This window comes from Paenibacillus whitsoniae (assembly GCF_003955665.1).
In the GTDB taxonomy this organism is placed as follows: domain Bacteria; phylum Bacillota; class Bacilli; order Paenibacillales; family NBRC-103111; genus Paenibacillus_E; species Paenibacillus_E whitsoniae.
The window spans coordinates 144859-156903 of sequence record NZ_RXHU01000082.1 but is presented as its reverse complement, the minus strand read 5'-3'; the positions used below and the strand labels follow the sequence as shown (position 1 = coordinate 156903).

Here is a 12045-nt window from a genome sequence, read left to right as displayed (position 1 = left end):
AGATGTGTATAAGAGACAGATCTACAAGTATGATAACGAAAAAACGTCTTAAGGTCAAGAAAGGTCAAACAAAGGTCAAACAAAGATGAATGCTGGTGGGGAGGGAAGGGTTGGGGGCTGTGGCTTTGCTTTGGCTTTGGCCATTATCCCTATCGCTCAGGAGTAGGTAGAGTGCGCTGAGGAAGATGAATGATGCTGCCGCCGCCACGCTTTGGCAACTATCCCTGTTGCTCAGGGAGACCGCGAGTGTGGCGATCCTTCAGTGACGGGCGACCTGTAAAACGTACAGCTAATTTTGCAAAAAGAGCTCTTTTAGGGAGGTTTACCTGTATTTGGTACAGCAAGATAATCTACTTCGTCTAAATAGTAGGGGATTAAGCAGGAGCGAAGCGGATTTTGATGTCGTTATTGCAACTTCTATTTCAGATTTAGGGGGAACTCGGAAATTTACATGTAAGTTTTACAGCTGATTGTGCAAAAATCCAGGGGGCGATGTTCAAAGGGGCTGCATAGCGTAAGGTAGAATGAATGAGATAGGGGGCCCACGACGATCTAAGTAAAAAGGACAATGGTTGAAGGTGTGAGTGAATACCTATAGCTTGTTAGGGCATTGAAGTACCTGAGTTGCTCCCCTGAGCCAAGGGGATCGTTGCCGAAGCTGTAAGCGGGTGAATGAACAATGAGGGGGGGTTAGTTGGCAATCGGAGTATCTGGAGCTGCACTGAACGAAGGGGATCGTGCGCGAGGCGGATGTTGAACTGGAGCAACGGACTAGCAGCAATCCCTGGCAAACTGGTGGCCCACGCGATCCAGCCAGATAAATAAAAAAGCCCGCCGAATCGGCGGGCTTTCCTTACAACTCATTCTGTTACGCGCCCGAAAGGAATCGAACCTTTATCTCAGGCTTCGGAGGCCTACGTCATATCCATTGGACCACGGGCGCATGTTCACAAAAAAGCGAAGCAAGGGTTATTATATGACAGGCGCGCAGAAAAAGCAAGAAGGAAAGCCCTTACAGCCTAAATTCATCTTTTTGTTTGAACAAATCTTGAATGTTGCCGAAGAATTGGTTATAATAAACTCTGTAAGAAGTCAGAAAGTTTTCACGAAATTGAAACAACTTGCTAGACGCCTTTTTTTTCACCCGGGTGGGACACAAAATGTATACGCGGGACACAAAACGTCCATCATAGGAGCAGGAGTGTTGACGGTCGTCATATGAGAGAAATTCTTGACATTCAAAAACAGCTCATGCCTGATGTCATGGACATCATGAAGAAGCGTTACTCCATTCTGCAGCACATTCTTGTATCCGGTGTTGTCGGTCGCAGGTCGTTAGCGTCCTCGCTCGATATGACAGAGAGGGTGCTTCGCGGCGAAGTCGAGTTCCTTAAGGAACTTGGTCTCCTCGAATCCGATCCTACTGGCATGAAGATCAGCGAAACGGGCAGGAAGCTGCTCGAGGATATGCAGCCGATCATTAAGATGGCTTTTGGCCTCACAGATCTGGAAGAAGCGATTGCGAAGGCGTACGGCATCTCGCAGGTCATTATCGTTCCCGGTGATTCCGACACTTCGGAATTCACGAAAAAAGAACTGGGACGCGCGGGAGCCGCAGCATTGAAGAAGTATGTCGCTAAAGATGACATCATCGCGGTGACGGGTGGATCGACGCTGGCGCAAATCGCCAATAACCTGGTGACATCGTCCTCCATGAAAGGCAGCTGGTTCGTACCAGCGCGCGGAGGGCTTGGTGAAAGCGTAGATATGCAGGCGAACACGATCGCTTCGATCATGGCGAAGAAGACGGGCGGGAAATACAGGCTTTTGCATGTGCCTGACCATCTTGGCGAAGAAGCGTATCAGACGCTGATGCAGGATCCGCAGATTCAGGAAGTTGTGAGCGCGGTACGCAGTTGTCGCATTGTTGTGCACGGGATCGGAGATGCTATGGTCATGGCACGCCGCCGCAAGGTGGATGATGAGACGACAGGCAGCCTCAGAGCCGATGGCGCATTGGCGGAAGCGTTAGGGTACTATTTTGACCGGCAAGGGAATGTGGTTCACAAGATGCCTACGGTGGGACTTAAACTGGAGGATCTGCAGCGCATTGAGGTCGTGATCGGTGTTGCTGGCGGGAGAAGCAAGGGCGAAGCCATCGCGGCGGTACTGAAGCACGGTCAGGAAGATGTGCTGGTCACGGACGAAGCGGCTGCCCAGGAAATTATGAAGCATGCCTGAGTGAAAATGAGACATCATAACGTATGCCTTACCGGGCTGCGTTTTGAAATATAATTAATCATGTACTTTTAGGAGGAATTGACGATGGCAGTAAAAGTAGGTATTAACGGTTTTGGTCGTATTGGTCGTAACGTATTCCGCGCAGCTCTGAACAACCCAGATGTACAAATCGTAGCAGTAAATGATTTGACAGATGTTAAGACGCTTGCTCACTTGCTGAAATACGACACAACTCACGGTAAACTTAACGCTACAGTTGAAGCTGGCGAAGGCGAACTGATCGTAAACGGTGTTTCCGTTAAAGTATTTGCTGAGCGTGACCCTGGAAACCTGCCTTGGGCATCTGTAGGCGCTGAAATCGTTGTTGAATCCACAGGTATTTTCACAGCGAAAGAAAAAGCGGCTCTTCACTTGAAAGGCGGCGCTAAGAAAGTTATCATCTCCGCTCCAGCTACAGATGAAGATATCACAATCGTGCTTGGCGTGAACGAAGACAAATACGATCCAGCAGCTCACACAGTGATCTCCAATGCTTCCTGTACAACTAACTGCTTGGCTCCATTTGCAAAAGTAATCAACGACCAATTCGGAATCGTTAAAGGGATGATGACAACTGTTCACTCCTACACAAACGACCAATCCGTTCTGGACGTTCCTCATAAAGACCTTCGCCGCGCTCGCGCAGCAGCTGAGAACATCATTCCTTCCAGCACTGGCGCAGCAAAAGCAATTGGTCTGGTATTGCCTGAACTGAAAGGCAAATTGAACGGTATGGCAATGCGCGTTCCTACACCTAACGTTTCCGTAACGGATCTGGTTGTAGAAACAAAAGTTAACGTAACGGTTGACGAAGTTAACGCTGCTCTGAAGGCTGCTGCTGAAGGCCCTCTGAAAGGCATCTTGAACTACTCCGCTGAGCCGCTTGTATCCAGCGACTACAACGGTGACCCAGCTTCCTCCACAATTGACGCGTTGTCCACAATGGTTGTTGGCGACAACATGCTGAAAGTCGTTTCCTGGTACGACAACGAGTGGGGCTACTCCAACCGCGTTGTAGACTTGACTGCATTCATCGCAAGCAAAGGCCTGTAATTGCATAGCTAGACACGATAGAGCCACATGAAGGGGAGAAGCGATTCTCCTCTTTATGTGTGATTTTCGCTATATCCGATAGACCGGAGAAACCATACACGTTCGGGAGCTTGTGCTTACGAAGTCAGTTTTCTGACGAAAACTTTTAGGAGGCTTTTGACGATGAATAAGAAAAGTGTACGTGATGTAGAAGTTGCTGGTAAACGAGTTTTTGTCCGCGTTGATTTCAACGTGCCTGTAGAGAACGGTCAGATCACTGACGACACACGCATCAGAGAAACGCTGCCAACGATCAAGTACTTGGTCGAGAAAGGGGCAAAAGTTATTCTTGCTGCGCATTTTGGTCGTCCAAACGGTCAAGTGGTTGAAGAGCTTCGTTTAACACCGGTTGCCGCAAAATTGGCTGAATTACTCGGTCAAAATGTGATCAAAGCGAATGAATCCGTTGGTGAAATCGTGAAAGCGCAAGTCGATGCGCTTCAGAATGGCGATGTGCTTTTGCTTGAAAACGTTCGTTTCAACGCAGGCGAAGAGAAGAACGATCCGGAATTGGCAAAAGCTTTTGCAAGCTTGGCTGATCTGTTCGTGAATGACGCATTCGGCGCGGCTCACCGTGCGCACGCTTCCACAGCGGGGATTGCGGCTTACATTCCGGCGGTGTCCGGTCTTTTGATGGAGAAAGAACTGGACGTTCTTGGAAAAGCATTGAACAACCCTGCGCGTCCTTTCACAGCGATCGTCGGCGGCTCCAAAGTGAAAGACAAAATTGCTGTCATCGAAAACCTTCTGAACATTGCAGACAACGTCCTGATCGGCGGCGGTCTGTCCTATACATTCCTGAAAGCGCAAGGCTACGAAATCGGAAAATCCTTGCTGGATGAGTCCAAGCTTGATCTGGTGCTCAGCTTCATCGAGAAAGCCAAAGAAAAAGGCGTAAACTTCCTGATTCCGGTCGACATCGTAGTTGCTGACAAATTCGGCGCGGATGCGAACACACAAATCGTGGGCATCGACGGCATTCCGGCTGGCTGGGAAGGCATCGACATCGGTCCGAAAACGCGTGAACTTTACGCTGACGTGATTGCAAAATCCAAGCTGGTTGTATGGAACGGGCCAATGGGCGTTTTCGAAATCGAGCCGTTCTCCCACGGTACGCGTGCGGTGGCTGAAGCTTGCGCGAACACAGAAGGTTACACAGTGATCGGCGGCGGCGACTCTGCTGCGGCAACTGAGAAATTCCACTTGGCTGACAAAATGGACCACATGTCCACTGGCGGCGGCGCATCCCTGGAATTCATGGAAGGCAAAGCGCTTCCTGGCGTCGTAGCACTTAACGATAAATAAGCATGGAGCCGGGCGACCGGATACTTAATTTGAGGAGGATTTGACCCATGAGTAGAACTCCGATTATCGCGGGGAACTGGAAAATGTTCAAAACCGTTTCCGAAGCGGTCAGCTTCGTGAATGAAGTGAAAGGCAGCACAGTAGCGGGCGTAGAGAGCGTCATTTGTTCTCCTTTTACAAACCTGCCTGCGCTGGTTGAAGCTGTGAAAGGCACGGATTTGCACGTTGGCGCGCAAAACCTTCATTTTGAAGATAACGGCGCGTTCACGGGCGAGATCAGCGGTGTAATGCTGAAAGATCTTGGCGTAGAGTATGTGATCATCGGTCACTCCGAGCGCAGAGCTTACTTCGCAGAGACAGACGAAATCGTGAACAAAAAAGTCGCTGCAGCGTTCAAACACGGCTTGAAACCGATCCTGTGCGTAGGCGAGAAGCTGGAAGAGCGCGAAGCGGGTCAAACGAAAGACGTGTGCAAAGTGCAAACGGAAGCGGCTTTTGCCGGCCTGAGCGCAGAGCAAGCGGCGAAAGTCGTGATCGCGTACGAGCCAATCTGGGCAATCGGTACGGGTAAATCCTCGACAGCAGCTGACGCGCAAGACGTGATCGGCTACATCCGTGAGCTCGTTAAAGGTCTCTATGGTGAAACGGTTGCGGCAGCGGTTCGCATCCAATACGGCGGCAGCGTGAAGCCGAACAACATCGCCGAGTACATGGCACAGCCTGACATCGACGGCGCACTCGTAGGCGGAGCGAGCCTGGAGTCCGCTTCCTACATCCAACTCGTCCAGGGGGCGAAGTAAGATGACGAGACCGAAACCGGTAGCACTCATCATTCTCGACGGCTTCGGACTTCGTTCGGAAGAGCAGGGCAACGCAGTTGCTCACGCGAAAAAGCCGAACTACGATCGGTACTGGTCGAGTTATCCACATACAACCCTCACCGCTTGCGGTGAGGCGGTCGGTTTGCCGCAAGGCCAAATGGGCAACTCCGAAGTCGGTCACTTGAACATCGGCGCAGGCCGTGTTGTGTATCAGGACTTGACGCGGATTTCCAAATCGATTCGTGACGGCGAATTTTTTGACAACGAAACGATCGTCAGCGCCGTGCGCCATGCCAAAGACAACGGCAAAAAGCTTCACTTGTACGGATTGTTGTCCGACGGCGGCGTGCACAGCCACATCGAGCATTTGTTCGCTTTGCTGGATCTGTGCAAAAAAGAGCAGTTCGCAGATGTGTATATCCACGCTTTCCTGGACGGCCGCGACGTGGCGCCGGATTCCGCGAAAGGGTACATGGAACGCCTGCTGAACAAAATCAGTGAAGTCGGCGTAGGCAAAATCGCGACCGTTCAAGGCCGCTACTACGCGATGGATCGCGATAAACGCTGGGAGCGTACGGAAAAATCGTACCGCGCCATGGTTTATGGCGAAGGCCCTGCGTACACCGATCCGATGAAAGCGATCATCGAGTCGTACGAGAAATCGGTCTATGACGAGTTCGTTATGCCGACCGTGATCGTAGGCGAAGACGGCAAGCCTGTAGGCTTGGTTGAGTCCGGCGACGCCGTCGTCTTCTTCAACTTCCGTCCTGACCGTGCCATTCAGCTGTCGCAAGTCTTCACGAACGAAGACTTCCGCGGCTTTGATCGCGGGCCGCAAGCGGCCAAAAACCTGTACTTCGTCTGCTTGACGCTGTTCAGTGAGTCCGTTGACGGCTTCGTGGCCTACAAGCCGAAAGACCTCGATAACACGTACGGTGAGGTTATCGCGCAAAACGGTTTGAAGCAGCTGCGCGCGGCAGAGACCGAGAAGTACCCGCACGTGACGTTCTTCTTCAGCGGCGGCCGTGATCACGAGCTGCCAGGCGAGACCCGCCTGCTCATTCCTTCGCCGAAGGTCGCCACCTACGACCTGCAGCCTGAAATGAGCGCGTACGAGCTGGCAGACGCGGTAGTGAAGGAGATCGAGGCGGAGAAGCACGACACGATCATCCTGAACTTCGCGAACCCGGACATGGTTGGCCACTCCGGCTTGCTGGAGCCGACTGTGAAAGCGATCGAAGCGACAGACGAGTGCCTAGGCAAAGTCGTCGAAGCGGTGCTGGCAAAAGGCGGCGTGGTGTGCATCACAGCAGACCATGGCAACGCGGATATCGTGACCAATCCGGACGGTACACGCAATACGGCGCACACGACGAATCCAGTCCCTTTTATTGTGACGGACAAATCTGTTACACTAAGAGACGGCGGCATTCTGGCCGATATTGCACCGACCCTGCTCGACTTGCTGCAAGTTAAGCAACCGGAGCAAATGACCGGAGCTACGATTATCAATCACTAATTTTATCGAAGGAGTGTTTCACACAATGACTATCATTTCTGACGTTTATGCACGCGAAGTACTGGATTCCCGCGGTAATCCAACAGTTGAAGTTGAAGTTTACCTGGAGTCCGGCGGTTTTGGCCGTGCGATCGTGCCATCCGGCGCATCCACAGGCGCATATGAAGCGGTTGAGCTTCGCGACGGCGACAAAGGCCGTTACCTGGGTAAAGGCGTTCTGAAGGCTGTTGAGAACGTAAACGAAATCATCGCTCCTGAGATCATCGGTCTGGACGCGCTTGATCAAGTCGGCATCGACAACAAAATGATCGCGCTTGACGGTACGCCGAACAAAGGCAAACTGGGCGCTAACGCGATCCTGGCTGTTTCCATGGCCGTTGCCCGCGCTGCAGCTGACGCGCTGGACGTGCCTCTGTACACTTACCTTGGCGGATTCAACGCAAAAACTTTGCCAGTTCCAATGATGAACATCATCAATGGCGGCGCGCATGCGGACAACAACGTTGACGTGCAAGAGTTCATGGTTCTGCCGGTTGGCGCTCCTTCCTTCAAAGAAGCGCTTCGCATCGGCGCTGAAATCTTCCACAGCCTGAAATCCGTACTGAAAGAAAAAGGCCTGAACACAGCGGTTGGCGACGAAGGCGGTTTTGCACCTAACTTCACATCCAACGAAGAAGCAATCACTACAATCTTGGCTGCGATCGAAAAAGCAGGCTTCAAACCAGGCGTTGACGTATTCCTGGGTATGGACGTTGCGTCCACGGAGTTCTTCAAAGACGGCAAATACCACCTCGAAGGCGAAGGCAAATCCTTCACATCCGCGGAGTGGGTTGACTTCCTGGCTGCTTGGGTTGACAAATACCCAATCATCACTGTTGAAGACGGCTGCTCCGAAGACGACTGGGAAGGTTGGAAATTGCTCACTGAGAAATTGGGCGGCAAAGTTCAACTCGTTGGCGACGACCTGTTCGTAACGAACACTGAGCGTCTGTCCACTGGTATTGAGCAAAACATCGCAAACTCCATCTTGGTCAAAGTTAACCAAATCGGTACACTGACTGAGACATTTGACGCGATCGAAATGGCAAAACGCGCTGGTTACACAGCCGTTATCTCCCACCGTTCCGGTGAGAGCGAAGACAGCACAATCGCTGACATCGCGGTTGCGACTAACGCTGGTCAAATCAAAACAGGTGCTCCGTCCCGTACGGACCGTGTTGCGAAATACAACCAATTGCTTCGCATCGAAGACGAGCTGTTCAGCGTAGCGCAATATGCTGGTAAAAAAGCGTTCTACAACTTGAGAAACTTCAAATAAGTTGCAACGTATGTAAATAGAAGGCGGGCAGGTGGCTTACACCTGTCCGTTTTTGCGTATAATGGGGAATAGTCGTCTGGCGCAAGGGAGGCCATGATTTTGAGTAATTGGGTAAAAACCATTCTGTTTTTGATCGGCTCCGCGATCCTCACGCATTGGCTTCCATCGTCGTTCTTCCGCAACCTGGACACGATGGTGCATGAGTTCGGGCACGCCGCAGTGACGCTGGCGCTGAGCGGCAAGGTCATGTACATCGAGCTATACCGCGATCACAGCGGGGTGACGTACTCCCAGCTCACAAAGTCGTGGGCGCTGATCCCTGTTTCGCTGGCGGGCTATATGACCGCTTCGCTGTTCGCCTGGTTTCTGTTCTCGGCGTATGCCAGAGGCAAGCAGCGACTGGGGCTGCAGGTGATGACAGGGCTGTCCGCGCTGTCGCTCGTGCTGTTCGTCCGCAACGGCTTCGGCGTATCGTTCCTGCTCGGCTTCATCGTCGTGACCGTGCTGGCGTTGGCGCTCGCGCCGAAGTGGCTGCGGGACTTCTACTACCTCCTGCTCGCCTTCCTCTGCCTGGAGGAGTCGGTGTTCGGGCCACTGTCGCTCGTCGTCTACGCGGCGCAGAACAGCCGCGCGGCCGGCGATGCGACGAACCTGGCGGCGCACACGGGCTTGCCGGCCATCGTCTGGGCCGTGCTGTTCAGCTTGTTCGCGCTGTGGTGTGCGAAGCAAGCCGTGCAAGCGTTCCTCGGGCGCAAGAAAGAGGCGCATCGTCCATCGAGACCTACCGCGATATCGTATCGCGAGTAGGTCTTTTTTTTGTACGCGGCTTGGCCTCATTTAGAGGCTCAGTTTTTCCTCCAAACGGGTCAGCACGGCTTCTAGCGTATCTAGGTGGGAGACGTAGTACAGCAACTCCTGGCGGATGGTGCGGAGCTCGTTCGGAGAAACGTTCAAGTCTTTGTACGTCCTGAACGTATGCACGATTTCGCGGTACATATGGTATCGGTAAGGGCGGTAATGCAGCTCTTCGCCCACCCATTCCGCTGCGCGCTGCAAGCCCGGCAGATTAAGCGTATGACGACGGATATGAAGCTGCGTCTCGTAGGAGAGCAGGAAGTCGACGAACGTTTTGGCAGCCGGCTTGCGCGCCGACGTTTTGTTGATGGCCAGTCCGATCACGACGAGCATCGTGTGCGAATCATGCAGATGAGGAAGCGGAGCGATGTCGTACGCGAAATCCGCTTTTTTCAGCTCGTTCAGGTTGGAATACGAAGCCATGATCATCGATGCGCGCTGATTCAGGAAAAGCGAAAGGGCATCGGAATCGTTTTCCGTTGAAATATAAGGGAAATGCTCCTGCGCCAGCTTACGGATCAGTTCGAATGCTTGGGCGATTTTAACATCGCGCAGGTTGATCTTGCCGTCTTCGTCGCGCTCGAATTTGACGCCGTTCTGGATCAGAAAAATCGGCCATCTGTTTTCCGACAGCATGTGGAAAAGGAACCCTAACCGCTCATTGCCCTTGGCGATCTGGGTTGCGGCACGGCTCAGATCTTCCCACGTCCAGGAGCTGTCCGGTTCCATTAGCTGCAGCTCGCGAAAATGCTCGCGGTTATAGCAGAGCATCACCGGCGTAAAGACGAACGGCAGGACGTACTGCTGACCGTTTTCCATAAAGTGCGCGTTCAAAAACGGATAGATGTCCTTGGCGGGCTCGAACGGTTCGAGCAAGCTTTTCTCAGGTGTCTCACTCCGCATCAACGCGTAGTTGTACAGGTTGACGGTAATGACGTCGAACAGGCCCTCTTGCAAATACGTCTCCACCGCATCACGCTCCCGCGGAAAATCGACGGGATACGGCTCCACGATAATGTCATTCTGCATGGCATTAAACTGGTTGACTAACTCTAGCAGCTCTGTTTCTTGATGTAGACTGGGGTAGTAGCCGAAACGGATAATCTCGCCCTGCTTCTCTGTTTTGCGAATGATGCGGGCACCGATCCGCGGTACTTTCTCAATAAAGCCCTCGTTGACCAGAACCTCCAGACCTTTGCGAACCGTGTTCTTGCTAAGCGTATACAAATCGCCGAGCTCCAACTCGGACGGAAGGAACTCCCCCTCGGCGCGCACTCCGTTCAAAATATCCTGTCTCAGTGTAGCGACCATTTCTTCCAGACGACTTCTGGAGGTGGCCCTTTTTGGTTTCATGTGCGTGCTTCCTCCAATATGCGTTTTATGTATATCAAAGTATACTACAGGAAAGAGGTTGCGTCATCTGCGATCCTATAATTACTGCTGCAAGTAGTAGGTTCACGTGGATATGGAGATGAAAAAAGGAATATCAGTTCGATTTAAACTGTAGATTGACAGGGGATAGATGTGAAAATATAATCTAAAGTATACCAGGGAATCGGGTTCCATGCCAGAAGCGTTGATCAATCGTATAGAATTTACGGATTTTACGGATTAACCAAAGGAGGACAAATGCATGGCGCGCTATATCACGATTTCCTGCCTGGGGCCGAGCCCGCTTGCGTTGCAGGCAGATGTTCCGCCAAACGAGGCGGTCGAGCAAATGATCAATCACTGGCAGCGGCAGCTGGATCGGGTGCTGCCCGATCAGCCGGACATTATCGTGCTGCCGGAAGTGTGCGACCGCCCGTCAAAGGCGACGTACCCCAAAGCGCAGCGCATGGCGTATTACGAGGCGCGGGGCACGAGACTCCGCGATTTTCTGGCGGGCGTCGCAGCCCGGCACCGATGCTATATCACCTATCCGGCGCATGTGCAGATGGCGGATGGCACCTGGCGCAACAGTGTGCAGTTGATCGACCGCAACGGCGGGAGTGCCGGCGTGTACAACAAGAACTACCTTGTCCCCGACGAGTATACCGAGGGAGGGATTCTGTACGGCAAAGAAGCGCCGATTGTTGAGACCGATTTTGGTCGAGTGGCGGCGGCGATCTGCTTTGACTTGAACTTCAATGAGCTGCGACGACAGTATGAAGCGGCGAGGCCGGATTTGATTCTATTCCCGTCGATGTATCACGGGGGCTTGATGCAGGGGTACTGGGCGTACAGCTGCCGGGCTTATTTTGCCGGGGCAATCGCGGGTCTGCCGTGCACCATTGTTTCTCCGCTAGGTGAAACCCTGGCTCAAAGCACGAACTACTATCCGTTCATCACCACTCGCGTCAACCTGGATGCGGCTGTGCTGCATATTGACTATAACGGAGAATTCTTTCCCGCTATTAAGAAAAAATACGGACCCAAGGTCCGCATCCACGATCCCGGCTACCTCGGGGCGGTGCTGCTCACGAGTGAAACCGAAGATTTCACGGTGGAGGATCTGATCTCGGAGTTCAAGTTGGAGCAGATCGACGATTATTTTGCGAGAGCAGCGCAGCAGCGGTGCGAGCCGGGGCGCATGGAGCCGTAAGGCGGGCGGCATGGAAGGGTAATAGATTGCGGGGGGAGTATTGGTCTGAAGGTATGGAGTAGCTAAAGGGTTTGATGGTGACTGGTGCTAACCTGCTGCATAGAGTAGTGAGTGGCGGGTGGTAAGTAGTGTTGGCTATTTTATATGGAGCCGTAGAGGCTGATGGGCTTGGTCTTGAGTAGCTAATTCAGATGTCTTACGAGATGGCAGACGAATTCCTGCAATTATGCAGGAATTTCCTGCGAAAAGTTCGTTTTCAGCGGAATTCCTG

Annotated in this window: 9 protein-coding genes and 1 tRNA gene; 8 read left to right on the top strand and 2 right to left on the bottom strand. The window is 52.5% G+C overall.

All coding sequences use genetic code 11. The features are described 5' to 3' along the window. Positions 1–871 precede the first annotated feature (871 nt). Positions 872–943 (bottom strand) — tRNA-Arg (locus EJQ19_RS25265). 275 nt (positions 944–1218) lie between these two features. On the opposite strand from EJQ19_RS25265, the gene EJQ19_RS25260 reads away from it, so the two are divergent. The 7 genes from EJQ19_RS25260 to EJQ19_RS25230 all read left to right on the top strand — a co-directional run bounded on the left by EJQ19_RS25260 (position 1219) and on the right by EJQ19_RS25230 (position 9142). Continuing rightward, positions 1219–2241 (top strand): sugar-binding transcriptional regulator, encoded by a 1023-nt coding sequence (locus EJQ19_RS25260; RefSeq protein ID WP_126144002.1) that lies wholly within the window; start codon positions 1219–1221, stop codon positions 2239–2241. Positions 2242–2325: 84 nt separating this feature from the next. Next, a complete protein-coding gene (gene gap / locus EJQ19_RS25255) occupies positions 2326–3333 on the top strand; it encodes a type I glyceraldehyde-3-phosphate dehydrogenase (RefSeq protein WP_126144001.1) in 1008 nt (335 codons plus the stop codon). Positions 3334–3495: 162 nt separating this feature from the next. Then, positions 3496–4677 carry a phosphoglycerate kinase gene (locus tag EJQ19_RS25250; RefSeq protein ID WP_126144000.1) on the top strand — a complete coding sequence of 394 codons (1182 nt, stop codon included), beginning with the start codon at positions 3496–3498 and terminating at the stop codon, positions 4675–4677. Between the two features lie 47 nt (positions 4678–4724). Continuing rightward, positions 4725–5477, top strand: a complete 753-nt coding sequence (gene tpiA, locus EJQ19_RS25245) for a triose-phosphate isomerase (RefSeq protein ID WP_126143999.1) — start codon at positions 4725–4727, stop codon at positions 5475–5477. A 1-nt stretch (position 5478) separates the two neighbouring features. Beyond that, complete coding sequence (gene gpmI, locus EJQ19_RS25240; RefSeq protein ID WP_126143998.1) at positions 5479–7017, top strand: 2,3-bisphosphoglycerate-independent phosphoglycerate mutase; 1539 nt, start codon at positions 5479–5481, stop codon at positions 7015–7017. Between the two features lie 25 nt (positions 7018–7042). Beyond that, positions 7043–8335: a phosphopyruvate hydratase gene (eno, locus tag EJQ19_RS25235; protein ID WP_126143997.1), complete on the top strand. Its 1293-nt coding sequence runs from the start codon at positions 7043–7045 to the stop codon at positions 8333–8335. Positions 8336–8434: 99 nt separating this feature from the next. After that, on the top strand, positions 8435–9142 hold the full coding sequence (locus tag EJQ19_RS25230) for a M50 family metallopeptidase (RefSeq protein WP_126143996.1): 708 nt from the start codon (positions 8435–8437) through the stop codon (positions 9140–9142). 30 nt (positions 9143–9172) lie between these two features. On the opposite strand, the gene EJQ19_RS25225 is transcribed toward EJQ19_RS25230, so the two are convergent. Beyond that, on the bottom strand, positions 9173–10543 hold the full coding sequence (locus tag EJQ19_RS25225) for an extracellular solute-binding protein (RefSeq protein ID WP_126143995.1): 1371 nt from the start codon (positions 10541–10543) through the stop codon (positions 9173–9175). Between the two features lie 280 nt (positions 10544–10823). On the opposite strand from EJQ19_RS25225, the gene EJQ19_RS25220 reads away from it, so the two are divergent. After that, on the top strand, positions 10824–11774 hold the full coding sequence (locus EJQ19_RS25220; protein ID WP_126143994.1) for a carbon-nitrogen hydrolase family protein: 951 nt from the start codon (positions 10824–10826) through the stop codon (positions 11772–11774). Positions 11775–12045: the final 271 nt, after the last annotated feature.

What these genes read in the sequence shown, in the direction of transcription:
- gpmI (WP_126143998.1), top strand. Translation starts at nt 5,479, where the DNA reads ATGACGAGACCGAAACCGGTAGCACTCATCATTCTCGACGGCTTCGGA.
- EJQ19_RS25260 (WP_126144002.1), top strand. Translation starts at nt 1,219, where the DNA reads ATGAGAGAAATTCTTGACATTCAAAAACAGCTCATGCCTGATGTCATG.
- EJQ19_RS25250 (WP_126144000.1), top strand. Translation starts at nt 3,496, where the DNA reads ATGAATAAGAAAAGTGTACGTGATGTAGAAGTTGCTGGTAAACGAGTT.
- gap (WP_126144001.1), top strand. Translation starts at nt 2,326, where the DNA reads ATGGCAGTAAAAGTAGGTATTAACGGTTTTGGTCGTATTGGTCGTAAC.
- eno (WP_126143997.1), top strand. Translation starts at nt 7,043, where the DNA reads ATGACTATCATTTCTGACGTTTATGCACGCGAAGTACTGGATTCCCGC.
- tpiA (WP_126143999.1), top strand. Translation starts at nt 4,725, where the DNA reads ATGAGTAGAACTCCGATTATCGCGGGGAACTGGAAAATGTTCAAAACC.
- EJQ19_RS25220 (WP_126143994.1), top strand. Translation starts at nt 10,824, where the DNA reads ATGGCGCGCTATATCACGATTTCCTGCCTGGGGCCGAGCCCGCTTGCG.
- EJQ19_RS25225 (WP_126143995.1), bottom strand. Translation starts at nt 10,543, where the DNA reads ATGAAACCAAAAAGGGCCACCTCCAGAAGTCGTCTGGAAGAAATGGTC.